The following is a 26,488-nucleotide window of genomic DNA, read 5'->3' on the forward strand; positions in this document are numbered from 1 at the left end:
ACTCCTGACACCCTCACTCCCTTTGTCTTTCCCTCTTAAAATGGCAGCCCAAAGCCTTTTTTGTTCTTCTTTCGGGCTTCTTTTTTCAATCTCGCTTCGACGTCCTGCGGCGTTTCTCGCGTACCCCACGTAGATTTCCAGAATGTCACCCAAGCCACAGGCATCTGCCACAACAGCACCAGCTCATAAAACACACAAAAGACAATCCCGAAAACCCATAGCTTGCTTCTGCGGAAAAACAGATGGGCCAAGCTCATTAAGAGCGCCATCAGCAGCAAGCCCATTAAAAACGTGCCCGGGAAAACGTGATGAACCAGCGGGACGTATATGAGGTTGTACAGGACGATGACAGGGGCAGCGATAGGAACAATCAGACCAATGTAAAAGAAGATCGCCATGAAAGGCTCCTTGCGCCAAATAAAGCCGCTGGCACGCAAAGATTCCCTCAACCACGAACGCTTCCAGCGCATCTGCTGCTTCAAAAATACATTCATGTCAGATGGCACAATCGTCGAGCAAATCGCGGAATCCTGATAGCCTGTCCGATGTGTTCGCAAAATAAAGTTGGTCATGCTTCGGTCATCGCCAAAAGTGGCAGGCTGCCCAAGAAACTTCTGATTCAGCCATGCTTCGGAATGCTGCAAAATCAATTCCTTGCGATAACAAGACAACGGCCCAGACAAGCAAGTAACACTGTCAAACCACGACTCAGCCGCTTTCATGATGCGAAAGGCAATGTAGTAACGAACGGTTTGCAGCTTGGTGATCGCGTTGGTGAACTTGTTTTCCACATCTGTACGCCCTGCAACACCACCCATTTTCGGGTCTTGGAAGGGCTGTACGAGGTTGCGAATCGCAGTCGGTTCCAAAAAGCTGTCTGAATCAACAAAGACAACCAAATCGTGCTTGGCCATTTCCACACCTTTGACCAAAGCGACCCGTTTCCCGCCGTTTTCAGAGAGAATATGCATCTTCACGCGCTCGCGGGTCATATAGCGCTCGGCCTCGTTATGAATCATATCGATGACCTTTTGAATCTCTTCTGCTGATCGGTCTGTCGAGCGGTCGTCTACCACGATGACCTCCAGCTTATCAATCGGGTAGTTCTGATTCACACAACTCAAAATCGTCCGGTGAATCCACTGCTCTTCGTTGAAGCACGGAATAATGATGCTCACGCCCGGTGTATAGTCCGGATTGACGGGAATCACCCGATAAAGAGCACCGAATAAATACCGTGTCAGCAAAAAGGCAGCGGCAATCAAGCTGTACAAATACAAGTACATGTTGTATTTGAAATAAATCACGCTCTCCGCGCGCATGAGCACGATAAACGCCGCAGCGAAAAACAGGAAAGTACTTGCAATATAAATGGCGTATCCCCAGCGTTTTTTGCGAAAATAGTCAGTCAGCGGTTTGGAAAACTCGAAGGCGAGCATGAACTTCTGACGCCCGTCCTCCTCCTGGGTAAACGAGCGAACAACCGCTGCATCCAGCTTCACCGTTGACTCATAGCCTTCTGGCATTGTACCTGGCGGGATTGTGCAATGGATCATAAACACTTGTCCCACCTGGATGTCTTCCCTCTCCGAATCTAGTTCAACTAATAGTCCAGTCGAAGAAATGTCGACGGCTCTGGCCTTGATTCCGTCCTTGATCCGCTGTTTTTTGGTCAATAGCGTCACCGGGAAATCCGCCATATAACGCAGACTCAGCATCCGAATGCGATTCAGGTATTCCGGGTCCTCCAGCTTTCCTGACTCATCCGAATCTTTAGCACCGCGGCGGTCCACTTGGACACGAATTTTCTCCGGGTCGGGCACATTCGATAGCACGCGCCTCTCTGTTTTGGAAACCGTCAGTACTTCTTCGATTTTCTCTTTCTTTCTTGGCTTTATTTTCTCGATCAACTGTTTCATCACTGCCGCTCTCTCCCCTCCACTGCTTTATAAGCTCCAGTAATGAAATCCACTGTTTACAAAGTCAGCTTTGGAATAAATCTCTTTTATATCGATCATGATTTTTGCCGCATTCTTGCCGTACATCGTGGCAAAATCAGCGACTTCCATCTGGGCAAAAGGAGCATGCGGGACCGCTACAACCACAATGTCCAAGTCGTGGAGAGCCTTCATCTCTGACAGCTCGATGCCGTATTCCTCGAATGCCTCCCGCGGATTCACCATCGGGTCCACGACTAACGGATTCATGCCGTATTCTTTCAATTCCCCAATAATATCCGTCACCTTTGTATTTCGAATATCTGCGCAGTCTTCTTTGTAGGACAGACCTAATATGCCGATCCGTACATTTTGAAGATCGAGCTTCGCGCGTACGGCCATCTTAATGATTTGTTGGGCGATATATTTCCCCATGCCATCATTAATGTGTCTAGCTGCCAAAATGATGCGGGAGCGATAGCCGCTGTCTTCTGCTTTGTACGTTAAATAGTAAGGGTCAATACCAATGCAATGCCCGCCGACCAACCCCGGTGTAAAAGGGAGGAAGTTCCACTTGGTCCCTGCCGCTTGCAATACTGCTTTTGTCGGAATATCCATCTGATTGAACAGCATCGCCAGTTCATTCATAAACGCAATATTGACATCCCGCTGAGCATTTTCAATAACTTTTGCCGCTTCCGCTACCTTGATGCTTTCCGCTCGATAAACGCCCGCCTTGATCACGAGCTCGTAGACGTTTGCAACGATTCCCAGTGTTTCTTCATCCATCCCCGATACGATCTTGACGATGTTTTCCAGACGATTTACTTTGTCTCCCGGGTTGATGCGTTCTGGTGAATAGCCGATCTTGAAGTCTATACCACAACGCATACCCGATTCCGTCTCCAAGATCGGCAAGCAGACATCTTCGGTTGCCCCAGGATAAACCGTTGATTCAAAGACAACGACTGACCCTTTTTTCAACTGTCTGCCCACCATGCGGGACGCGCTTTCTACATATTTCAGGTCTGGAACATTACCGTTTTTGACCGGGGTAGGCACGGCCACGATAAAAAATCGCGCTTCCTGCAATCTATTTTCATCTGAAGTGAATTCAATAGTAGCTTCACTCGTCAGCTCCTGATCCACGTCGGCATCATGTAAAGTTCCCTTTTGATAGGCTGCTACCTTCTCTTTGTTTACATCAAATCCAATCACAGAAGCACGTTTAGAAAGTGCCATTGCTATCGGCAAGCCTACGTACCCAAGACCGACGACAGCAATCTTTTCCTTCCTCTCCACAATCCCTTCGTACAAATTCATAAGCTGGCTCCCTCTCCCTGTTATATTTTGGGCTTTATTGGCCAAACATCTCTGTCATGGGTACAAGTGTGTATCCTTTACTTCTAAGCTGGTCAATTACGATTGGCAAGGCCTCTATTGTGTGAATGTCATCGAGCATATGTAGTAGAATCACGCTTCCGCTCCGCGTCTGCTCCATAATGTCTTTGACGATATCGTTCGCACTTCGTTTCTTGTCGTAATCGGACGGCGTCACATCATAAATCGTAATATCCTTGTAGCCCGTTGCCGCAATCGCCTTGAGTGTCTGTTCGTCGAACGCCCCGGTTGGCGGTCTGAAATACATCGTCGGCTTCTGCTGAATTGCTTCGGTAATGATCTGATGGGCTTTGACAATCTCTTTTTGCAATTCTTCCGGCGCAATTTTGGTATTCACCGGATGAGAATAGGTGTGATTGGCTACATCGTGCCCCGCTTCCGCAATCGCTCTCGCCAAGTTTGGATTTCGCTCTACACCATCTGCGCGAAGGAAAAACGAAGCCTTTACTCCTTTTTTGTCCAAAATATCGAGAATCTTCGTAACCGTTTGATCCGTACCCCAATCATCGAAGGATAAGGCGACCATCTTTTTGTCTGTTTCTTTTCGGTAGATGAGATTTGGCTTGGCTTCGTCATACGCCACATTCATTTTGGCTGCATCAAAACCCGAAATTTCTTGCAGCGGCTTACGCTCCTGACCTTGTGCAATCAACTTATGTAATGGGACGAATCTGTATCCGACATCAGTAGCTGCCTCTGCGAGAAGACGGATGTTTTCGATTACAGACTTGTTCTCTTCTGTATCCATCTCAATGATGCCGCCGCGATTCATATATTTTCGTAAATAGTGTCTCTTGTCAGCTTCCGTCTCTTTTTGCCAATTGTGCAGAAACAGACTGGAGGACACGACGGCTTCTTGTCCATTGTGAGCAGCTACCAAACGGAGATCGTCGTTGTATTCACCCGACTTCGTTCTTACATACCGCGGTGTTTTGCCCGTTTCTCTTTGAATAACCTCATTGGTCAACTCGATGTCTTGGTACATTTTCTCGTAAGGTTGGCCCTGCAAGTCCGATTTGTTCAATGTATTGTTTTCAATCTCGTGACCTCTGGCGACAATTTCTCGGGCAATGTCAGGCTCCTCAGCTACTCTCATTCCTGGCATGAAAAAAGCTGCCTTGATGTGGTACTTGTCCAACTCATCTAGCAATCTTTTCATCGTGTCCTTATCCGCCATCCCATTAAAAGTAAGAGCAAGCTGTCTTTGCGTCGTGTAGACCATCGACACTGCCTTGCTCTTTTCCCCTTGGTAACGCTCGATTTTTTCAGGTTTGGCTGGCGCAGGCCCGTTATCTGCACCATTTTCATTCCCCTGAAACGGTGAACATCCTGCCAACAATGCCACGATCGCTACCAGGGAGATCCAGTGAAATAATCGGAACCCACTGGCCCCTTTCCAATGACTAATCATGATTGTCCCCTTTTCATGTAAGAAATGCCCTTTACGCATAAAAAAACGACTATTTCATCTGCGCAACAAGCCAAGTGTAATCAAACACTCCTCCGCAAAAATGAACATAGTCTGCCTCCACACGCTAGACTAACATAACCTTCTAAACCAAACAACTTTATGAAGCGGTTTCATATATGAAAATTTATGGAAATCGGAAAAGCTGCCTGCAAAACGCTATTTTCAAAAAAAGACGAGCCTCATCGGGCCCGTCATTCGCTGTTACAGCTTGATCGCGATTAATTTTAGTTCCGTTAATTCCTCGACCGCGTACTTGATACCTTCGCGGCCAAAACCACTGTCTTTCACACCGCCATATGGCATGTTGTCTACGCGGAAGGTCGGGATGTCGTTGATCATCACCCCTCCGACCTCCAGCTCTTCCGCTGCGCGCATAGCCGCGTGAATGTCACTCGTATAGATGCCTGCCTGCAAGCCGAATCGGGAGTCGTTTACGGCTTCAATCGCTTCGTCCATCGTCTCAAACGGTGTAACGACTACGATTGGACCGAATACCTCTTGGCAAGAAACGGAAACATTCGCACCCACATTGGTCAGAATCGTAGGGGCAAAGAGGTTGTCACTGACAGGCTTCCCGCCAGTAACTACGTGTGCGCCTGCTTCTACTGCTTCCTGTACCCATGCTCCCATGCGTTCATGATCCTTGGCGGAGATCACGGAGGACATGTCTGTCGCTTCGGTCAGCGGATCACCTAGCACGAGCTTTTCTGTGCCAGTCTTAAACTTCTCCAGGAATTCTTCGTACTTGCTCTGGTGTATATAGACGCGTTGCAGCGAGATGCACACTTGACCACTAAAGGAAAAGGCACCCGTCACGCAACGATCAATCAACGCTTGCGTAATTTCCACGTTGTGGTCAATGATCACTGCGGAGTTGGAGCCAAGCTCCAAGGTCACGCGCTTGAGTCCCGCTTTGTTTTTCATGGCGATTCCAACTGCAGGGCTTCCCGTAAACGTAATTGCGGCAATTCGGCTGTCACTGACCAGCCTTTCGCCTACGACTGCGCCTTTTCCAGGCAAAATATTGAGCGCTCCTGCTGGCAAGCCTGCCTCTGCGAAAATATCAGCCAGGATCAGCGAGCTAAGCGGCGTCTGACTCGCTGGCTTCAGCACGACGGTATTTCCTGCGGCAATGGCAGGGCCGACCTTGTGCGCCACGAGATTGAACGGAAAGTTAAAAGGCGTGATCGCGCCGACTACGCCAATCGGCTTGCGTACCGTAAAAGCAAGACGTCCTTCACCACCCGGTGCTGCATCGAGCGGCACCGTCTCTCCGTGAATGCGCTTCGCTTCTTCCGCCGCGAACTTGTAGGTCTGGATTGTCCGAGCGATTTCTACACGACCCGTGCGAAGTGGTTTGGCGGCTTCCTGTGCGAGGATGACCGCCAATTCCTCCTTGCGTGATTCCATAATCGCAGCAGCCTTCTCTAGTATCAAAGCTCGCTGACTAGCTGGCATTTTTGCCATGACTTTGGCAGCAGCTTTTGCCGCCTTAATCGCCTCGTCGACGTCATGATCATCTGCCTGAGCGATTTCAGCCAGCAGCTCCCCGGAATAAGGGGAGTAGAGCGGCGCGTATTCTTTTGCTTCTTTCCATTGTCCGTTGATGTAGAGATGCTTTTTCATGAGTATGGAGACCCCCCTCGGGCGTTTTAGTTCGTCACGTATTGGCTTTTCAGTACATCCGTCATAATGTCCAGCGCCTCTTCCAGTTGCTCGTCTGTAATAACCAGTGGAGACAGGAAGCGCAGTACGTTGCTGTGGACGCCAGCAGAAAGCACGATGACGCCAGACTCGTAGCAGCCTTTGGTCAAGCCAGCAACGAGCTCCTTCGCCGGTTGTTTGGTTGTCGGATCGATAAATTCTACGGCGCACATCGCACCCAGTCCGCGCACCTCTGCGATTACAGGGAACTCTTTTTGCAACGCGTGGAAATGCGCTTTGATCTTGTCCCCGATCACCTGTGCACGACCAGACAGGTCTTCGCGCTCCATTTTCTCAATGACTGCCAACGCCGCTACACAGCCAAGCGGGCTTCCTCCATAGGTACCGCCAATCTCACCCGGGTTTGGCGCGTCCATGATTTCTGCGCGTCCCGTAACCGCAGAGATGGGCAAGCCTGCCGCGATGGATTTGGACATGGTGATGATATCTGGCTCGATACCGAAATGGGTAGAAGCAAACATGGCGCCAGTACGACCGAAGCCTGTTTGGATCTCATCGGAAATAAATAGGATTTGATGCTTTTTACAAATGTTATAGACACCTTGAACGAAGGACACAGGCGGAACAATAAAGCCGCCTTCTCCCTGAATCGGTTCCATAATCACGGCAGCCACTTCTTCCGGTGCAACCTCAGTCAAGAGGAAGTCCTCGAACTGACGCACGCAGAATTGCGCGTACTCATCATCTGTCATGGATTCCGGCTTGTTCAGTGGATAAGGGAATTGCGCCTTATACGTAGCTGGAGCGAATGGACCCATCTGGAATTTGTACGGCTTCACTTTGGAAGTCAGGGACATGCCGAGAAGCGTACGACCATGGAAGCCGCGGCTAAAAGAAATGATGCCTGGGCGTCCTGTGTATTTGCGGGCGATTTTCACCGCGTTCTCTACTGCTTCTGCTCCGCTGTTTGCGAGCATCGTCTTCTTTTCAAAGCTGCCTGGGGTGATTTGCGTCAGCTTCTCAGCCAAAGCCACATATGGCTCATACATCCCTACATGGAAGCAAGGATGAATGTATTTGTCGAGTTGCGCTTTCAGTGCCTCAACTACTTCCGGCGGGCAGTGTCCGGCATTCAGTGTCCCGATCGCTCCGGCAAAATCGATGTACGTATTGCCATCTACATCCGTAACCAATGCACCTGAAGCTGACTCTACAAAAACAGGGGTGTTGTTGCCGACACCTTTTGGAACGAACTGCTTTCTTTTTTCAATCAGGGCCGCTCCCTTAGGACCTGGCACACCTGCAGCTACGTTTACAAATTGACGTTGTTTGGACATATCGTTTCCTCTCCTCGTTCGAGATGGTATTGGTTGGATTGCTTGTAAACTCAACTACGATATGTAGCAATACCTATGCCAAACGCCAGAGCATGATGAAATCACGTTTCCCACACTACGTGTATATCGAATTATTCATTTTTGAATCAAAAACACCAGAATGCTCGATTCATTTTTGAATAAATTATTCATTTTTGAATCACTTGGAACGAATCCGATACTTTTGCAGCTTCCGTACGACAGAGGGCTGGCTAATGCCGAGAAACTCCGCGATTTCTCCCGTGGTCCTGCAGTGCTCGGATGCATAGCGCAGCCATTTTTCCTCTACCTGCTCCAGTGCCTCCCGAAGCGACATCTTGGAAGTAGCCAGACTCGGCTCCATGGCTACCTGCTCTTCCCCTGCCAACCTGATTTCCGCAGGTAGATGCGAAGGAGTGATCACCTCTTCGTCCGCTGTGACCACCATTCTCTCCAAGACGTTCTCCAGCTCGCGCACATTGCCGGGCCACTCGTGCTGCATCAAGGCATGTGTGACAGCAGGGTCCAGACGCTTGTCCATTCCGTAGCGTTCATTGAGCGAGCGCACGACGCGCTTCAGGAGAGCCGCGATATCCTCTGGCCGATTTCGTAAAGGCGGGACGTGGATCGGGACAACATTCAGGCGAAAATACAGGTCCTGCCGAAACTTCCCTTCCTTCACCATCTTCTCCAAATCGCGATTGGTGGCGGCAATCAAACGAAAATCCACGTCGCGGTACTGTGTGCTCCCAACGCGTTGTAGCCGTTTTTCTTGAATCACCTTCAACAGCTTGGCCTGCAACGTCAGCGGCAGTTCCCCCAGCTCATCCAAGAGGAGAGTCCCTTGGTTCGCCATCTCGATAATCCCTTGCTTGCCCTGCTTGGCGGCTCCTGTAAACGAACCAGCCTCATAGCCAAACAGCTCGGATTCCAGCAAGCCCTCCGGGATCGAGCCACAGTTGATCTCCACGAATTGTCCACCCGCACGACGACTATTGCGATGAATCTCTTTTGCGATCACATTTTTCCCGACCCCCGATTCCCCGAGGATCAGGACAGTCGAATCGACAGCCGCCACTTTTTTGATGAGACGCTCAATGGCTTGCATCGGCTGACTCACTGCCACGAAGCCCTCCTGATGCTTTTCGCGCAGCTCCTCAATCTCGGTTTCAAACTGCTTGAGCTGCTCAGTAAGACCTTCGTAGCGCCGTTTCAATTCCATAATTTCAGTCAGGTCATGGGAATAGCTGATGACCGAATGCATGCTGCCATCCTCGTTCCAGACGGGAAATGCCGTCACCATCAGCTTTCGACCGCCGGGTATTTCTTGCATGATCGTCTGCGGCGTCTTGGCATCCATGACTTTTCGCGTGACAGATGGAGAAAAGACCTTCCTTTTTTCCAGCTCGATGACGTTCTTGCCCAAGAGCTCTTCCTTCCCGATGCCGTATACTTCATAGGACGAATCGCCAACCAACCGGATGTACCCCTCATGGTCCGTGATTAACAAATGATCGCGAGACGTTTCAACAATGGCTTCCAATACGCGGCTCATCCACTTCTGTGTGCTCTCTTCTTTCTTCATCTCTTCGCCGCCTCTCACACGCCGTTATGTCCGATCTGTGTTTATTTTTTCATTATAGAAAACAGCAAGAACAACGACAACCTATGAAAAATATGTAAAAATGGCGATAATAACAAGCCCTGCAAGATAGAAAGGATGGTAGGAATGACGCCCACAGTCGGAGACATCTACTGTGTTTTTGTCGAGAAGCTGCAAAAGTACGCAGCTTGCCAGGTCACATCGATAAAAGAGTCTGGCTCGAGTAAATCCAACCTCATCAGTATCCTCGAGCTGGACTGGAGCAGCGATACATTGCCTGATGAATCAGAGCTGTACCAGATGAAGCCCTTATATTGCGACTACTTCTTCTGGGACAACAAGCTCGATCACATGTATGTTGATCCAGCGGTGCCCAAAGGCTACATAAAAGTAGGAAATGTACCACCTCTCGTGACAGAAGAGATAAGGAGTTACGGCAGTTGGGATGTCGGAGGGAGCTTGTACCGTCAACACAAGTGGAATCAAATTCCCGAGGAACGTCGCAAGCAGTTTAAACAGGCCGCAAAGGATGACCAGATGATTTCGCTGGGCGGAACGAGCCTGCGCCGATCTAACAACGTCATTCATGCTGACATCCTGCGAAGCCTGACGGACATCTCAGAATTGGAAAAGCTCCCTTGCCTGACAAGGATCTATGCAGAGGAGCCTACCGATTCCTTGCTTGCCTTTGTCAAAAGCAATCCGTTTATTCTGGAGCTTCACCTGGAAAAAGCCAATGGCTCCTCTCTATATCTGACAGGAAGCCGTCTCAGTAAATTCTCTCTCCAAAACGCGGACGGGCTGGAGTCACTGCATCTGAACGATTGTCTAAGAGATCTCATACTGGGCAAGAACATTTCATCAAACCTGTTGATAGAAGCCGAGCAGGATGGGCATTGGCTGACCGCCTCATTCTCAGATTCGCTGCCGCTTCACCGTGGACTCGACCAGCTAGGGGGTCTCAATCTGCATAATGTAGTGGAGCTGGACATGCAGCCACTCGTCCAACGCTATCCTTCGCTTCAGGACATCCGTCTGCGGGGCAAGCCTGGTACCCTCAGCAATCTGGGCAGTATCAAGCACTTGAAGGAGCTACTGACGTTTACGACCTACGATCTGTTTGGCTTCTCCGGAGATGAGTTCCCTTCGCCAGATCAATGTCCCAAGCTATCCAGTCTCTGGATGACAAGCCTCCCGGCAGAAGCGGCCAAAACCATTAAAGCCGCCTATAAAAAAGAAGTAAAAAACGGGCTGGATTTGTCCATCACCAAGCCGCGCAAGCCCGAATGGCTGGCCAATAATTTGACCAATCCGTTTCGCGATTGGGATGGCAGGGAGCACATCTCAACAACCCATGCCAACAAAGCCGCCAGTCTGTATAAAAAAATGAACACCGCGATCAGCGCGCTCGAAAAGCAAAGCAGCGAAGACACTACAAATGCGGTAGAAATACAAACTGCTTTGCGTGCATTGGTAAAAGAGTACACAGAGACTTTCAACAAAATGGATCGCCGGACTGGCTTTATTGAAACGGTTGAGCGGGAAGAAATTTTCGTTGTGCTCGATGAGCTGCTTCAGTCGGCAAAACAGAATTTGGCTACTGCGGGTGTAGAAGTAGATGTGGACGAGCTTTTTACTATTTTTGATCAGACACGTGATTTTTGAGTGAGAAAAAAGACGCCGCCTCTCCTACAGGAAGGCGGCTTTTGGTGCTTAGCCATTCTTTTTGATTACCCACGTACTCATGCAACGCTGTCCGGCTACATTCACCGTTTTGATTGGCTCCAGGAACACGCCTTGCAGTTTTTCCGTCATGCCTACCATCGTCCGTTCATTTACGAGAAAACGAGTGCTTCCATCCGGCAACAAATAACGTTCGTTTCCTAGTGGCTGTACAGCATCCTCAATCCCGATCGAGGAAGCAAGGCGCATGAATTGAATGCCTCCTGGCTTCAGTACCCGCCACAGCTCCTCTAGCATCTGGCGAAAATGCTCTTCGTTTTCAGCAAAATGTAGAACGGCATTACTGATGATGAAATCGAAGCTTTCTTTTTCAAAGCTCATGCTCTCAATCGGCTCCACACGAGCGTGCTCCGCTGACCAGCTCGGCGCCAGTTGCGATGCCAATCGCTGTACAGCCTCGATGGCTTTTACCGATTGGTCAACCGCATATACCGGATAGCCATTTCGCAAAAAGTAGACCAAATTTCCGCCCCGAACCGCAACCGGCATCGAGTATCTGCATTTCCTTCGTAACCCTTCCCTTTAACAACTGATCAAACAAGTAAATATCCATATCGCCAAACTGCTCGGCCAGATTCATCTCTATCACAGCCTTTATCCGATTTTTCTTCAGTGTATCAATTCGCTCGTCATCTTCCAACGATGCTCATCTGGAACGGATTTACAAAATGATAGTTGACACCCGATGACTACAAGTGTAATCTTTAAAACAGAATCAACGACTACAAATGTAATCGAGGGAGGTGTCTTACATGGACGAGCAACCGCGAATCTCGGATGCCGAGTGGGAAATTATGAAGGTCATCTGGGAAAAGTCACCCGCTACAGCAGCCGATGTCATCCACGCCCTGCGAGACAACAAGACGTGGAAAGACAACACAATCAAAACCTTGCTCAGCCGCCTGTTGCAAAAGGGTATTCTCACCTATGAGCAGGTCAATCGCGTCTACTATTACTCTCCTGTGCTCACTGAGGAAGAATGCAAGCGCCAAGAGCGCCAATCCTTTTTGCAGCGCGTGTACGGCGGGGCCTTAAAGCCCATGCTGGTTCACTTTTTAAAAGAGGAAAAGCTATCCTCCCAAGAGATTGACGAGCTGAAAAAAATCCTTTCCGAAAAGGAGAAATAAGCTGGTGGATTGGCAATGGTTCACACTCACCCTCAATCAAGCATTTACGTGGACACTGTATAACTCCCTCGAGGCTAGTCTTCTTGTGCTCCTGATCTTGCTCTGCCAGCAGCTCGGCAAAAAGCATTTCTCCATCCGCTGGCACCACGCCGTATGGTTCCTGCTTCTCTGGAAGCTCGCGGTTCCTTGGTCGATAGACAGCTCGATCAGTTTGTATAACTGGCTGCCTCCTTCGCCTTGGACATCCATGCAGGAAGTGCCCCCGCCTACGGAACCGATTGTTCTCGCTGCTGAGGCTTTACATCTGCATGAATCTGCCCTCCAACCAGATGCCTCTCTTGCAAACGAAGCGAGCTTTTCCTGGATCAGCCTGCTTTCCCTCATCTGGATCGGCGGTGTCGCCATCTTCGCTATCACCATGACTCGCAGTACATACCAATTGCTCTCACAGCTAAAAAGCGATGGGTTCGTACAGGATGAAGCTGTTTTGCGCGTCTTTTCCCACTGCCAAAAGCAGATGGGCATCTCCAAATCCATTCCCCTGCGCATGAGTCATCAGATGACAAGCCCAGCCTTGATGGGAATCTGGCAACCGCAAATCTGGCTGCCAGCAAATCTTTTGGACAAGCTCAATGAGCATGAGCTGCGCCACATCTTTTTACATGAGCTGGCGCATTGGAAAAGACGAGATATTCCTGTGAACAGCATCATGAGCGTGCTGCTGATCCTCAACTGGTTCAACCCGCTGTTATGGTACGCCGCTTCTCGCATGCGTCAGGATCAGGAAATGGCTTGTGATGCCTTGGCTTTGACTTATTTACAGGAGACAGAGGTACCTCGCTACGGATACACCATGATCAAAATGCTCGAGCTGTATGCCGACGCCAAACAAATTCACTTCACAGCCGGGTTCTCCAGCTCCAAAAAACAAGTAAAAAGGAGAATAGAAATGATTCGTCACTTTCAAAAACGGGCGTATACGTGGACCTTATCTGGTATCGTGGTCGTCTTGGCTTTAGGCGTCTTTACTTTGACGGATGCAAAAAAAGTGCTAGGGAACGAGCAGACCTTCGTCGTCCCCGCAGAAGGTACAATCAAAAGCCCTATGGATCAAACGATCGGCTTGCAAATCTTAAACGACCTGAATACGCCCGTTCAGGCAGCCGCCACAGGTAAGGTACTCAAGGCTGAATACGATACAAAAACAGGGAAAGGCAACCAGGTCATTCTGGAGCATGCAGGCGGGTATCAAACTGTTTACTCTCATTTGGAAAAGCTGGAGGTCACCGCTGGCACTACTGTGACCCAAGGCCAGCTCATTGGTCTGTTGGGAAGTACGGGACGCAGCACGGGACCGCATCTTGCTTTCCAGGTTCTCGAAAATGGAATACCCGTTGATCCGATGAAGCTGCTGGAAAATTCGAAAACACAGCAGTAACCTCATGATGAAACCCATCAGGTTACGAGCATCTGATGGGTTTTCGTTTTTAATCGCTTCTGCTTTTTTCTTATAACCCAAAATGCTGCTTCGCCAGCTTTTTAAACCGTTCCTCATCAATTGTCTCTTTCGTCATAACACCATCCACCCATTGCGTAAAAGAACTGTTCGTCAACGTAACATTGCCTCTCTCCGTTAACTGCGTAAGCAATGGGCTTTTGTTGAAGGGAGACTGTTCATGATCAGCGATAATCGTCTGAATCTCGTTTAATTCCGTTTCATCCGTCACCAGCTTCTGCGAATCAAACGTATAGCCAATCCTCCAGTCCGTATCCTTGTGCCGCAGCTTCATTTCGAGTACATAATCGCCATACTCCGTCTGCTCTTTCTTAATCCGAAACTCACCATTGCGCGAAGACACGGTCTCCCCGGTTAACGGAACAGGCTTCAACGGCAGGTTCGAGCCGAAGCCCGTGTCGAGCAAATACGTTTGCCCCTCATGTGTAAGCAAAATCGTGGCATGCGTCCGGCCAATCGTGTAATACTCGCCAACGTCATGCCTGTAAACAACGCCGCGAATCAGATGGGCGTCAAAGCCATTTTCCAGCAAGAAGAAATACAGCATCGGATTGAGCTCGTAGCAGAGACCGCCTTCGTTTCTGATCAATATCTTCTCCATAATGGACTGTCTGGAGATTACACTTGTTCGCTCATCTGTAACGCACAGGTTTTCAAAAGGAATCGCCAATGCTGTCAGATCAAGGAGGCGATCCAATGTATCGAAGGTAATCGTTTCATTTTCAGGCATGCCGATTCTTTTCCGAAATAAGGCATTCAGCTCACTCATGCTTCTTCCTCCCACATTGTTTCTCCCATAAGTTTACACCAAGCTCATGCCCGATTCCTTAAATACCGAGCAGCTTTAGCTTCCGATACAAAGTGCGGAGCCCAATCCCGAGTTCTTCCGCTACCCGCTGCTTTCCTTTCAAATCACTGCCGTGCTTTTGAAGTGAAGCGCGAATGGCGTCCGCCTGTGCATCGGCGACCCTCACTTTGATAGCTGGACCTGAATGCGAAGGAGCCACAAGAGGACGAGCACGAAGGCGCGGAGGCAAGCTGTCCGCAGTCAGAACCGTGTCTTGCTCCATGTTCATGGCGTACTCGATGGCGTTTTCCAGCTCCCGTACATTGCCTGGCCAGTGATAGTGTGTGAGCAGGTTGATCGCTTCTCGTGCTATTCCGAAAAAGGTGCGTCCTGCTTGTTCTCCGTACTTTTCCATAAATGAAACAGCCAAAAGCTCGATGTCTTCCTTGCGCTCTGCGAGTGACGGGACGTGTATCGGAATGACGTTCAACCGATAGTACAGATCGGCACGAAACGCTTTTTTCTCCACGAGCTCCTCCAGGTTCTGATTCGTCGCAGCGATGATTCGTACATGGATGGGAAACGACCTCGTGCCGCCGATGCGTTCCACGACCTTTTCTTGCAAGACGCGCAGTAGCTTTGCCTGCAACGAGAGCGGCATATCGCCGATTTCATCCAGAAAAAGCGTACCTCCCTCTGCCATTTCGAACCGCCCCGGCTTTCCTCCCTTTTTGGCTCCGGTAAACGCGCCGTCCTCGTAACCGAACAATTCGCTTTCGAACAGATTTTCCGGAATGCTGGCACAATTGATGGCGACAAACGGGGAGTAAGCCCGGGTGCTTGCCTCGTGAATCGCTTTTGCCAGATGCCCTTTGCCTGTCCCTGTTTCGCCGGTAATCAGTACCGTGGAGTTGCTGTTACCGATTTTCATCGCCATTTCTTTGACCTGCTTGATGGCTGGGCTGTTTCCCACGATTTGAGCAAGGCTATCCGCTTTTCCGGGCGAACGACTCCCTTGATGATCCATCAAACGCGGAACGGTTAGCGATCCCCTCTGCACGCGGAGCACGCCGCCGATGAGTTGATTGTTTACGATGATCGGCGTGGCCTCGGTCGGAGCATCCAGCTTGTCAACGAGACAATTGGCGATCGGCAAGGAATGCGCGGTCAGCCCGGATAATGACGGCAGCAGCATCCGTGAAACCTCCGCTGGAAGCAGGTCATGCTGGGACAGCAATCTACGTGCGCTGGCGTTCGTGTGAATGACATTGCCACTTCGGTCAAAGGTGAAATACGCATCGGCGACGGTATCGAGCGCTCCCTCCAACAGCCGCATAGAGTCATCAGACGATTCGGTCTGTCTCGTCGCATGGGATTGTACAATTGCCGTAATCATCTCGCTGACTTCTGTCAGGATTTGCTGGTATCTCTCTGTATGCTTGGACAGGCGATTTTGACCTTCCTTCGTAAAGGATGTGAGGGAAACGACCCCGATTGCATGATTGGCTACCTTAATAGAAGAGAGCAGCTCGACTTTGGCGGGGCAGCTGTCGAGAAAACGGCATCCTTTGCACATTTCCATGGAGCCGGGTTTGTCTACCACATACTGTCCTTTTGCCAACACGAATTCAATCGAGGGCACATGCACGTTTTCCCCTTTTTGTTTCAAGTAGCGCTCCGTACTCACGACCAAGTGGCCGCGCTCGTTAATCACCGCTGCATCCACGTTCAATATATCTGAAATGCTTGTAATGACCTTTTCGATGGCTGGTTTGCACAGATCCAACGAAACCATGGATACCCTCCCTGCTTATTGTCCTTACTCTCTATTTTATGAAATATTTAGACAGTTCACAAATATTTTGCCACTGATGTTTGCCAATCATGACAACTCATTGCCATTTTTGTCACTGTCATGACGGTACGAAACACAGTCGGAGCCTCGTTTTTTGCGATCCAGTAAGGAGCATGTTACCCAGCGGGATTCACTCCGCACTTGGCACAGTGATTGCAATATAAACTTTTCAACTAGGGGGAGTGATCAACCATGGTAAACACGAACGAGGTATTCCATCTGCAAGGAAAGGTAGCCTTGGTGACAGGTGCTGCTTCCGGTATCGGACTTGCCACAGCGAAACGACTGGCCCAATTTGGAGTAAACGTCATGCTGCTTGATATCAACGAGGAGCTCGGGGAAAAGGCGGCACAAGAAATCGTAGCAGAGGGCGGGTCAGCCCGTTATTTTACATGCAATGTAGTTTCCCAACAGGATTGTCGTGAAGTAACGCAAGCGATCGAGGAAGCGTACGGTCGCATCGATATTTTATTCAACAATGCAGGCGTGATCAGAAGAAAGACGGTCGTCGAGCTGGAAGAGGACGATTGGGATCTGGTCGTCGATGTCTCCTTGAAGGGTGCTTACAACCTCTCCAAATTCGTCATCCCTGTCATGGCGAAAACAGGCGGGGGCAGCATCATCAACACTGGCTCTGGCTGGGGCATCAAGGGCGGTGACAAGGCGGCGGCCTACTGCGCGGCAAAAGCAGGCGTCGTTAACCTGACGCGGGCAATGGCGATTGACCACGGTCCGGAAAACATCCGTGTGAATTGCGTGTCACCAGGCGATACCGACACACCTCTGTTGCGTGAAGAAGCACGTCAGCTAGAAAAGGATGAAGGAGCATTCCTCGCCTCCTCGGCTCAAGGACGTCCGTTGGAGCGACTCGGTACTCCGCAAGATATTGCCAATGCTGTCCTGTTCTTTGCCAGCGATCTGTCATCCTGGGTGACGGGTTCCGTACTGGTCGTCGACGGCGGCGGTTTGGCTTAATTTTTCGCATTACGACTGAATATTCGAACGAAGAGTGGAGGAACCTGAGATGAGCGTACAGCGTTATGCCCACCCGTATATTCCGAATTCTGCACCTGAAGTAAAAGAGAAAATGCTTACCGAAATCGGCTTTTCCAGCATCGAGGATATCTATGCAGACATTCCCGAGGAGCTGCGCCTAAAAGATAAAATGAATATCCCGAAAGCTTTGACGGAATACGAGCTGGAGCGCCACGTCAATCAGCTGATGAACAAAAACCAAACGACGAAAGAAAATATCAGCTTTCTCGGCGCAGGCTGCTGGCCGCATTTTGTTCCGGCTGTCTGTGATGAAATCAACTCCCGTGCAGAGTTTGTGACCGCCTATGCTGGTGAGCCTTATGAAGACAAAGGCCGCTTTCAGGCGTTGTTCGAGTACCAAAGCCTCGTAGCTGAGCTAGTCGATATGGATGTCGTGAACGTTCCGACTTTTGACTGGGCACAGGCCGCTTCTACCGCTTTGCGCATGGCAGCACGTATCACCAAACGCACCGAGCTGTTGGTCTCGAAAAATATCCATCCCGACAAGCTCATGATCATCAAAAACTATACGTCTCCTGATCTTACCGTCACCTTGATCGATTTTGAGAACGAAACAGGCAGACTTGACCTGAATGATCTAAAAGCAAAGCTCAGTGTAGATACAGCAGCGGTTTATTTCGAAAACCCGACCTTCCTCGGCTCTGTGGAAGTAAACGGACAGATAATCGCAGACTTGGCCCATGCAGCAGGTGCCATTTGCGTAGTCGGCGTCGATCCCATCTCTCTTGGCGTAATGGAAGCTCCGGCGAATTACGGCGCGGACATCGTGTGCGGAGATTTGCAGCCGCTTGGCGTACACATGCATTACGGCGGTGGGCAATCCGGCTTTATTGCGACGCATGACGATCCGACCTACGTCATGGAATATCCGTCCCGCTTGTTTGGAATCGCTCCGACAGAGGTCGAAGGCGAATACGGCTTCGGAGATGTCGCGTACGACCGCACCTCTTTTGCCAAACGTGAAAAAGGCAAGGAGTCCGTCGGAACGCAAACCGCGCTATGGGGTATTACCGCAGGCGTGTACTTGGCGACGATGGGACCTGTCGGCATGGAAGAAGTCGGGCAAGGCATCATGCAGCGCTCCCAATACGCCGCCAAACGGCTCTCTTCCATTCCCGGAGTCGAGGCCAAATTCGCCGCTCCATTCTTCAAGGAGTTCGTGATCGACTTCTCCCAAACAGGCAAAACCGTCAAAGACATCAACGCTGCGCTTCTCGCCAAAGGAATTTTCGGCGGAGTTGATTTGACTGAACATTACCCGGAATTGGGTCAATGTGCGCTCTACTGCGTCACGGAGATTCATACCCAGGAGGATATTGATACACTCGTCACCGCCATAAAAAACATCGTGTAAAAGGAGGAAACCGCCCATGAAAACATCCGAAGGAACCATCGACAAAATGAAACGGATTCCGAGAGACCATAAGGTACGCCGCTTCCACCAGGCAAAATGGGATGAGCCTGTCATTTTTGAGCTGAGCCAGCCCGGTGAGCGTGGCGTCGAGGTACCACCCGTCGAGCCACAAATCGTAGAGACCGTAGGCGATGGCATCTCTCAGCTGCCAGACAGCCTGCGCCGAAAAAAACGGCCAAACCTTCCCGAGGTCAGTCAGTACCGCGTGATCCGTCATTACTCCCGCATTTCGCAGGAGGTTTTGGGGTCAGATTTTAACGTAGAGATCGGGCAAGGCACCTGCACGATGAAATACTCCCCGAAAATCAATGAACGCTTCGTGCGCTCGCCGAAAATGGCGGAGCTGCATCCGTTGCAAGACGAGTCCACTGTCCAAGGGATGCTGGAGATGACGTATCAGCTCGATCTGTACCTGCGAGAGATATCGGGAATGGACAAATTCTCGTTCCAACCGGGAAGTGGCACACAGGCGTTGTTTACCCAAGCCTCTATCGTGCGCAAATACCACGAATCTCGCGGCGAGGGAGAGCAGCGCAACGAGTTTATTACCACCCATTTTTCTCACCCGTCCCAAGCCGCAACGGCCGCAGTCAAAGGCTTCAAAATCATTTATGTACCAGCTGACGAAAACGGCTACCCTGATCTGGAAGCGCTAAAGGGCCTCGTCTCAGAGCGAACCGCTGCCTTTGCCGTAGCGAATCCAGAGGATACAGGCATTTACAACTCTCGCATCAAGGAGTTCACAGATGTCGTCCACGCCGCAGGGGGACTGTGCTGCTACGACCAAGCAAACGCGAACGGCTTGCTCGGCATTACCCGCGCGCTGGAAGCTGGCTTTGACATGTGCTTCTTCAACCTGCACAAAACCTTCTCCGTCCCACACGCTTGCGGCGGACCTGCCACAGGCGCCATCGGGGTCACTGCCGAGCTTGCGCCATTCCTGCCAGGACCGCTCGTAGATTTCGACGGAGAGCGTTATTTCTATAATCGTGATTTACAAAACAGCATCGGAAAAGTCCGCAGCTTTTACGGCGTTCCGCCTGCTGTCTTGCGCTCTTACGCTTGGGTCCGTGCTCTTGGTGCTGACGGCTTGAAAGAAGTTGCCGAGATCGCTTGCCTCAACAACAACTATCTTTATCACAAAATCCTGCAAATCCGCGGTGCGAGCGCTCCGTATATACAAGGCAGACGTCTGGAGCAGGTTCGCTACAGCTGGCAGCAGCTAAAAGAAGACACGGGCGTCACGACATACGATGTTCAGCGACGGATGGTCGACTTTGCCCACCATTACTGGACCAGTCACCACCCGTACGTCGTGCCAGAACCGTTTACGCTGGAACCGACAGAGTCCTATTCCATGGCAGAGCTCGACGAATACGTTGCGGCACTGACCCATATTTCACAGGAAGCTTATGAAAATCCGGAGATTGTCAAAACAGCGCCGCACAATAGTACAGGTCACCGTGTGTTAGAGTCCGTGCTTGATGATCCTAATCAATGGTGCATCACATGGAGAGCTTATTTGAAAAAGACGGCACAAGGATAAAAAGAAAGAAACGCCAGCACGGGATACGACAAGTGCTGGCGTTCTTTTTGTTAGGGAAGTTCTTTTAGAACTGGTTCGGGAACTGCTTAATGATGCCTGCTGTCAGCACATCCGCCAATGAGATGATATGATCCTCTCCTTGATCAAACGCAGCAATATCCGATTGCCAGTCTTTTCTCAATCTCGCCTGGAGATTATCAGTGAGCAGCTTCAGATGCACGTACATCATCTCTTTTAGTTCTTTCTCGTTCCAATTAGGGTTGGCGCTACTTAAGAACTTGGCGATATCATCCGCATTCCGGTGCCAGTCCTTATCCAGCTTTGCCACAGTAGCCTGATCGCCTTTTTTAGCTGCGTCAATGATTTTGCCGCCTATCGTAATATGCTCGGTCAGCAATTCGGTAAGCTTTTTACCTGCTTCCTCTCCGTAATACGGCTTGATTGCGTTCCCGATGTCCACCTGGTTTTTCAAGAGACGTGCCTGTACGGCGTCTTTGTCTTCCAGCCCTGCCAAGGCGCTTACCATATAGGTGTGGTCCCACAGCAAGTGGTCAATCCAGAGTCTGCGCATATCGCCCTGTAGCTTTACTTCTTTCGGCCTTATACAATTTGCCTGCTTTACATTTCCTTGCGATTCCTTGGCTGCTGCCATTCCCGGCACACCAAGTAATGCCACGCAAATCATCAACACAGTTACTTTCCTAAGCATTGGAGTCATCTATTCCTTCTCCTTTTTGATAAGTATTAAATCCCGCTGTTATTTTGAGCAAATTTGGCTTTTTCATGCGTCCAACATATCAGCCCGGCAAATTGACACTTGTCGGAAGCATCCTTATAGTTGTCTTATCAACAGTTGCCCTGACTGCCTAACCTAGGAGGTTTCGCAATGAGATTGGATGAGTATATCGGCGTCATCGTGAAACGAACGGATTTAAAACTGAATAACTATTATCAAAAAGTATGCAATCCGTATAATATCACCATCGATCAGTGGATGATATTTGTCGTGTTATGGGAAGAAGAAGGTCTGACCCAGAACGAGTTGGCAGAACGCACCTATAAAGATAAAACGAATATCGCGCGGATGCTTTTTCTCCTAGAAGAAAGAGGGTTCATTCATCGCGAAACAGATAAAAAGGATCGCCGTTCCCTTCGCGTTTATTTGACGGAAAAAGGGCGACTTTTAAAAGATGAGGTCCTTCCTCCCTCCATTGAAGCGTACGAGAAAACCATTGCAGGATTGACCGAAGAAGAAGTGAACCAATTCCGAAGAACCCTCAATATCATTTATGAGAACGTGAAAAACTTGTAAAAACAAAACATATTGCAGGATGTTATTTTTTGTATATAATTAGTTGTTGTAGCAACAGTATTTATAACAACTTTCCGGACGCATTATATACAAAAAAGGAGTGAAAATAATGAGCACAGAAGGGATTTGGAGCACGCATTATCGAGCGTTGACGATTGGTATTATTCTTGTGGTGACTGCTACAGCATTTGAAGGCTTGGCTGTCACGACAATCGCCCCCGGTCTTTCTCGAGAGCTGCAAGGTGAGGATCTTTATGGGTGGGTATTCAGTGCTTATTTGTTGGCTCAGCTGATTGGAACTGTGGTCACAGGTCAATTCGTCGATAGAAAAGGGCCTGCCCAGCCTTTTATTGTCACTATCGTGCTCTTTGCCCTTGGCATTGTAGTTGCTGCAATTGCGCCAGATATGCTTACTTTACTACTTGGCCGAGTGATGCAAGGCTTTGGAGCCGGTGCCTTGGTCAATTGCGTGTATACCATGATTACTTTGCGTTACCCTGATTCCCTTCGCCCTCAGATTCTTGCTGTCTTCTCCAGCGCTTATATTCTTCCAGGCCTGTTCGGACCGTATGTAGCCGGGATTATTGCTGAACAGTTGTCGTGGAGATATGTCTTCTGGTTGATCCTTCCCTTTATCTTTCTGTCTGCACTCTTAACCACTCCCTCTTTCCGAGGCTTACAGCCGCCAAAAGCAAGCGCGGCAAACAATCTTAGTCTTCTTCTGCCTTTTTTCTTGGCTATAGGGACTGGTGCCTTGCTTTTTGGACTTGGCAAAATTCCCTCGATCTACGGTTTTTTGCTATCCATCGCGGGTTTGCTTGCCCTCAGTGTCCCGTTGTATAAGCTGATGCCTAAAGGAACGCTCGTCGCACGCCCAGGCTTACCTGCCGTCATGGCGTCTAGGGGTCTATTTGTCGCTGCCTATTACGGCACACAAACGTATCTCGTCCTTGGACTCACTTCGATTTTAGGATTAACCGCCGACAAAGCTGGTTTAGCTGTTGCCTCCGCAGCAATCAGTTGGTCGGTGGCAGCCAATGTACAGGCAAAGCTGGACAAAAAAGACCAAGGGGCCGGTCGAAAAAAACGAATGATCATCGGTCTCGTTATTATGCTCATCGGCGTCGCTTGCACCGTACCGCTGACGTTAATTCAGCAGGATCTTTTCGGTATTGTGGTCGCGATTTTTAGCCAGATCATTATGGGCTTCGGAATCGGTTTAGCTCACCCGACAAGCGGTGCTATTGCGTTTTCTCTTGCGAAATCTGGTGAAGAAGGAAAAGTATCTGCTGAACTATCTATCGCGGATACGTTCACGCCTGCGATTGTCATTGGAATGGGAGGAGCCATTGTTTCTGTGATGACTGCCTTTGCGTTTTCCCTTTCTGTTGGTATTACCGTTTCTCTGCTCCTTCAGACGTTTATCGTTATACTGGGGCTGGCATCTGCTACCCGACTGGCGACAGGTTCTGTGCCTGTTCAAGAAAAAGGGGACACCTTGGGGTAACCTCAAGAAAATGAAAACCTCGATTTTCCGTACGCTAAGGAAATCGAGGTTTTCATAGTGGGATGGATTTCTGTTCATGTACTTATGTAGAGTGAGCAGCATCACTAGGCGCCCTCTCCCCCGACATCCCTACTCAGCCTCCTTCTTGTACAGGTTTTGTAATTCCTCGAGTCTTTTATCTGTCTTATGGAATCGTCTTTCCAGCTGATCCTGGACTACTCTGGGCAGTTCATTTTTCAAAATGTGTACAATATAAAACAAGGTTCCGATAATGACGAACATACTCAATATCAAGGTGATTTCTGGAGTAATGACAAAAAAGCACACACCGCCTATCAAAATCGTCAGTAGAATGTATCCAAACCATCTCCCCATGCTTCATTCCTCCTTTACGATTCACCAATAACCCATATTTTACCAAACCATAAAATCACTTGTCCTTAAAAAAGGGTGCCCTCCAGTAGTGATATCTACGTGAGGACACCCTGCTAATTCCAATCAACTTCCGTGTAACCTTTACCCAATAATCTTGGTCTTCTTCGAATTCTCCATCGACTTTTCAATGATTCCGCTCAACGGACGCTTCAGCGCAAGCGCCACAAACAGGCTGATACCGATAAAGCCGAATAGGACGAGTATATCACGGATCACCGTTTCCCAGAGGATGCCGCCCACCCCTTCACGCAATAGGCTGATCGCATACGTGAAGGGCATGTATGGGTTCAGCGCTTGGAAAAATGGCGCGGTCATGCTGATCGGGAACGTACCGCCCGAGCTGGAGAATTGGAATACCATGAAGATGATCGCTATACCTTTACCCACGTTGCCGAAGACGGACACGAGCGTGTACGTAATCGTGACGAACACCAGGCTGACCAGCATACCGAATAACACAAACGGAGCTTTATCCGCTACAAAGGCCCCGAGGATGTAAATATCACCGAGCGTGACGAACAGCGCCTGAAACAGCCCGATTGTCACAAACGTTCCCAAGCGGCCAAGATACAACTGATACGGCTTGTACACTCCGCCTGGATTTTCCGGATTCGGCTTCAGCAGGGAAATCAACAAGGTCGCACCTACCCAGAGAGACAGCACACCGTAAAACGGCGACATGGCCGAACCATAATTCGGAATCGGGTATAGGCGGTTTTCCTTGATCTGCACGGGACTTGCGAGGAATTCGCTCTCCTTTTTTATGTCGCCGCGCAATAGCTTGGCAAGGTCGGCGAAATTGTTGTTCGCTTCGACTTCTCTCAGCTTATCGGCAGCCTTCCCAATGGCACTCTCCAGCTTAGGCAAATCATCGCGAACCAATGCGGCAACTCTATGAACTCCTGTCTCCACCTCCGGGAGCTTGTAGCGCACAAAATCAGCCAGCTTGGTCAAATCCGCCTCCGCTTTGGGCAAATCGTTCTGGACAAATGCCGCTGCCTCGTTAAGCTTTTTCCCGATGGCAGGAAGATTGCTCTTCAGGAATGGCGCTGCTACGCGAATGGCATTTGCAAAAGCATCCGACTTGCTTCTGAGTGTTGTTGCAAGCTCGTGGACGTGTGACCGTATTTGCGGCATCTCCTGCTGGATTCGCTTCAATTCTGCCAATCCCAGCTCCAATCCTGTCTTTGTTTCTTTGAGAATCGCTTCGACATCCGGAAGTTTTTCTTGGGCCTTATGCAGTAGATCGGCAGTTTCTCCTGTGATTACCTTCAGCCTGTCAATGCCCTCAGATATTTTCGGAACGATTTCGCTATCGTAACGAGACAGGATGTCTCCCAATTCCGCGCTAGTGTTTTTCGAGAGCTGATTCAGACTCTCCACCAAATCTTTCGCAGGCTGCTTGCCGTTTTCAATCGCGCTTGCAATCATGCCGAGAATCTCGATTTGCCGGTTCATTCTGTTCTCAATCGTGCGCAGCCTCTCTGCGAAATGACTCAATAGCTGCCCAGGAAGATAACTGTTTACTTTCTCTACAAGCGATGCGGTATGCCCCAAAACATTTGAAGCTCTGGATAACCTGTCTTTCACGGCATTTACCTCACTGGCAGTAGGCAGGCGATCCGGATTGATTTGCAACAGCCTGTCTGTGAGTTGTGTGAGCGCATCTGATGCTTGCTGGGCTAAGATGAGATTTTGCTTGATCAGCGGTGCAATCGTTCCAAAGGCACCGTCATGCTTCGTAAAAAAGTCATTGAGCTGATCGGCAACAGACGCACCCTTATCAGTCAGATCAGCGATACGCGGCAACGCTTGTTGCGCAGCCGAAACGATCTCAATGGCTCGACTCGCTTTTTCTGTGGCCGTAGTCACTGCGTTTGCGACCTTATCAAAATTTTGATCAAGCTCTTCAATTCGTCCAACGGCTTGCTCAATCACAGGCAGTTTGTCTTCCATCGCGATAATAACAGACGCCGCCTCATTGATTTTCGGCCAGTTTTGCTGAACCTTGAGGACGGCCTGCCCGGCTTGATTGATCTCGGGGATTCTTTTTTCCACTTCCAGAATGATCTGCGCTTTCTCGTGAATCTCGGGAAGTTTCTTCTCAATCTCCAGTACTTTTTGCCCCGCGGCATGAATCTCAGGCAGACTTTTTTCCAGTTGGAAAACGCCACTCTCGATTTTACGGATGGTCGGCAATTGCTCTTCAATTTTAATGCCGATCTCTGTAAGCTTCGTGAGCAAGGCTTCACTGACGCTTTCCGTAAAACTCTCGTTGATCTGCTTGGCAATCGCCGAAACGCCTGACGAGGTAATTTTAGGTGCGACGGCGTTCACTTTTTCATTGACCGTATAGATCACTTCGGGCTTGTTCAGGTTGCCATGAACAATTCCCGTGATTCTTGTGGAAAAGTCAGCGGGGATCAGGATGCTGGCATAGTAATCGCCCCGCTCCACGCCCCTTCTGGCTTCTTCTTTATCCACAAAGGTCCACCCTAGTTTCTGGTTGTTATGCAAGCTCTTTATGAGCTCCTCTCCGATGTTGACCTTTTTATCCTCAACCGTAGCTCCCTGATCCTCGCTCGTCACCGCTACCTTGACCCCTTGCGTATTGGCGTAAGGGTCCCATACTGATTTGATGTTGATCCAATCGTATAAACAAGGAATGAGAATGATGGCGATGATCAGAAAAATCCCAGTCGGGACCTTAAAAATGTTAATCCAGTCTGTTTTGTATATCTTCCATATAGACCGCATG

At 49.6% G+C, this 26,488-nt stretch carries 21 protein-coding genes; 8 read left to right on the plus strand and 13 right to left on the minus strand.

Translation table 11 applies throughout. The features are described from left to right. Window positions 1-35: 35 nt before the first annotated feature. From BBR47_RS28720 to BBR47_RS28745, 6 genes are all read right to left on the minus strand, one after another. The gene (locus tag BBR47_RS28720) at window positions 36-1,919 is read right to left on the minus strand and encodes a glycosyltransferase family 2 protein (protein WP_015893912.1); all 1,884 of its coding nucleotides are present in this window, start codon (window positions 1,917-1,919) and stop codon (window positions 36-38) included. Window positions 1,920-1,946: 27 nt separating this feature from the next. Beyond that, on the minus strand, window positions 1,947-3,260 hold the full coding sequence (locus BBR47_RS28725; protein WP_015893913.1) for a nucleotide sugar dehydrogenase: 1,314 nt from the start codon (window positions 3,258-3,260) through the stop codon (window positions 1,947-1,949). A gap of 34 nt (window positions 3,261-3,294) precedes the next feature. After that, window positions 3,295-4,749, minus strand: coding sequence for a polysaccharide deacetylase family protein (locus BBR47_RS28730; RefSeq protein ID WP_015893914.1), 1,455 nt, complete (start codon window positions 4,747-4,749; stop codon window positions 3,295-3,297). Window positions 4,750-5,010: 261 nt separating this feature from the next. Next, window positions 5,011-6,435: an aldehyde dehydrogenase family protein gene (locus BBR47_RS28735; protein ID WP_015893915.1), complete on the minus strand. Its 1,425-nt coding sequence runs from the start codon at window positions 6,433-6,435 to the stop codon at window positions 5,011-5,013. Between the two features lie 26 nt (window positions 6,436-6,461). Next, on the minus strand, window positions 6,462-7,811 hold the full coding sequence (gene gabT, locus BBR47_RS28740; RefSeq protein ID WP_015893916.1) for a 4-aminobutyrate--2-oxoglutarate transaminase: 1,350 nt from the start codon (window positions 7,809-7,811) through the stop codon (window positions 6,462-6,464). 199 nt (window positions 7,812-8,010) lie between these two features. Next, window positions 8,011-9,414, minus strand: coding sequence for a sigma-54 interaction domain-containing protein (locus BBR47_RS28745; protein WP_015893917.1), 1,404 nt, complete (start codon window positions 9,412-9,414; stop codon window positions 8,011-8,013). Between the two features lie 144 nt (window positions 9,415-9,558). Between BBR47_RS28745 and BBR47_RS28750 the strand changes: the two genes are divergently transcribed. Further along, a complete protein-coding gene (locus BBR47_RS28750; protein WP_015893918.1) occupies window positions 9,559-11,097 on the plus strand; it encodes a hypothetical protein in 1,539 nt (512 codons plus the stop codon). Between the two features lie 48 nt (window positions 11,098-11,145). Here the strand turns inward: BBR47_RS28750 and BBR47_RS28755 are convergent, their stop codons facing one another. Further along, a complete protein-coding gene (locus tag BBR47_RS28755; protein WP_231850533.1) occupies window positions 11,146-11,637 on the minus strand; it encodes a class I SAM-dependent methyltransferase in 492 nt (163 codons plus the stop codon). Next, entirely contained in the window at window positions 11,594-11,815 is a 222-nt protein-coding gene (locus BBR47_RS31730) for a hypothetical protein (protein ID WP_015893920.1), read from the minus strand. The genes BBR47_RS28755 and BBR47_RS31730 overlap by 44 nt, the downstream gene beginning before the upstream one ends. Window positions 11,816-11,927: 112 nt before the next feature. Here BBR47_RS31730 and BBR47_RS28760 point away from each other — a divergent pair, with 112 nt between their 5' ends. Both BBR47_RS28760 and BBR47_RS28765 read left to right on the plus strand, forming a co-directional pair. Continuing rightward, window positions 11,928-12,302 (plus strand): BlaI/MecI/CopY family transcriptional regulator, encoded by a 375-nt coding sequence (locus tag BBR47_RS28760; RefSeq protein ID WP_015893921.1) that lies wholly within the window; start codon window positions 11,928-11,930, stop codon window positions 12,300-12,302. Between the two features lie 4 nt (window positions 12,303-12,306). Further along, complete coding sequence (locus tag BBR47_RS28765; protein ID WP_015893922.1) at window positions 12,307-13,740, plus strand: M23/M56 family metallopeptidase; 1,434 nt, start codon at window positions 12,307-12,309, stop codon at window positions 13,738-13,740. A 70-nt stretch (window positions 13,741-13,810) separates the two neighbouring features. Here BBR47_RS28765 and BBR47_RS28770 read toward each other — a convergent pair whose 3' ends face one another. Both BBR47_RS28770 and BBR47_RS28775 read right to left on the minus strand, forming a co-directional pair. Continuing rightward, window positions 13,811-14,587, minus strand: a complete 777-nt coding sequence (locus BBR47_RS28770; RefSeq protein ID WP_015893923.1) for an arylamine N-acetyltransferase family protein — start codon at window positions 14,585-14,587, stop codon at window positions 13,811-13,813. A gap of 58 nt (window positions 14,588-14,645) precedes the next feature. Continuing rightward, window positions 14,646-16,400: a sigma-54 interaction domain-containing protein gene (locus BBR47_RS28775; RefSeq protein ID WP_015893924.1), complete on the minus strand. Its 1,755-nt coding sequence runs from the start codon at window positions 16,398-16,400 to the stop codon at window positions 14,646-14,648. A gap of 252 nt (window positions 16,401-16,652) precedes the next feature. On the opposite strand from BBR47_RS28775, the gene BBR47_RS28780 reads away from it, so the two are divergent. Genes BBR47_RS28780 through gcvPB form a run of 3 tightly spaced genes read left to right on the plus strand, consistent with a single transcriptional unit; the run spans window position 16,653 to window position 20,476 of the window. Next, window positions 16,653-17,435 (plus strand): SDR family NAD(P)-dependent oxidoreductase, encoded by a 783-nt coding sequence (locus tag BBR47_RS28780; RefSeq protein ID WP_015893925.1) that lies wholly within the window; start codon window positions 16,653-16,655, stop codon window positions 17,433-17,435. 49 nt (window positions 17,436-17,484) lie between these two features. Continuing rightward, window positions 17,485-18,870, plus strand: coding sequence for an aminomethyl-transferring glycine dehydrogenase subunit GcvPA (gene gcvPA, locus BBR47_RS28785; protein ID WP_015893926.1), 1,386 nt, complete (start codon window positions 17,485-17,487; stop codon window positions 18,868-18,870). A gap of 16 nt (window positions 18,871-18,886) precedes the next feature. Beyond that, window positions 18,887-20,476, plus strand: a complete 1,590-nt coding sequence (gcvPB, locus tag BBR47_RS28790) for an aminomethyl-transferring glycine dehydrogenase subunit GcvPB (RefSeq protein ID WP_015893927.1) — start codon at window positions 18,887-18,889, stop codon at window positions 20,474-20,476. A gap of 64 nt (window positions 20,477-20,540) precedes the next feature. On the opposite strand, the gene BBR47_RS28795 is transcribed toward gcvPB, so the two are convergent. Beyond that, entirely contained in the window at window positions 20,541-21,194 is a 654-nt protein-coding gene (locus BBR47_RS28795; protein WP_015893928.1) for a hypothetical protein, read from the minus strand. Window positions 21,195-21,362: 168 nt separating this feature from the next. On the opposite strand from BBR47_RS28795, the gene BBR47_RS28800 reads away from it, so the two are divergent. Beyond that, window positions 21,363-21,788: a MarR family winged helix-turn-helix transcriptional regulator gene (locus BBR47_RS28800; RefSeq protein ID WP_015893929.1), complete on the plus strand. Its 426-nt coding sequence runs from the start codon at window positions 21,363-21,365 to the stop codon at window positions 21,786-21,788. A gap of 109 nt (window positions 21,789-21,897) precedes the next feature. Continuing rightward, window positions 21,898-23,295, plus strand: coding sequence for an MFS transporter (locus BBR47_RS28805; RefSeq protein WP_015893930.1), 1,398 nt, complete (start codon window positions 21,898-21,900; stop codon window positions 23,293-23,295). Between the two features lie 129 nt (window positions 23,296-23,424). Here BBR47_RS28805 and BBR47_RS28810 read toward each other — a convergent pair whose 3' ends face one another. Beyond that, on the minus strand, window positions 23,425-23,670 hold the full coding sequence (locus BBR47_RS28810) for a hypothetical protein (RefSeq protein WP_015893931.1): 246 nt from the start codon (window positions 23,668-23,670) through the stop codon (window positions 23,425-23,427). 141 nt (window positions 23,671-23,811) lie between these two features. Further along, the gene (locus BBR47_RS28815) at window positions 23,812-26,487 is read right to left on the minus strand and encodes a YhgE/Pip domain-containing protein (RefSeq protein ID WP_015893932.1); all 2,676 of its coding nucleotides are present in this window, start codon (window positions 26,485-26,487) and stop codon (window positions 23,812-23,814) included. Window position 26,488: the final 1 nt, after the last annotated feature.

It is taken from the genome of Brevibacillus brevis NBRC 100599 (genome assembly GCF_000010165.1).
GTDB lineage: Bacteria > Bacillota > Bacilli > Brevibacillales > Brevibacillaceae > Brevibacillus > Brevibacillus brevis_D.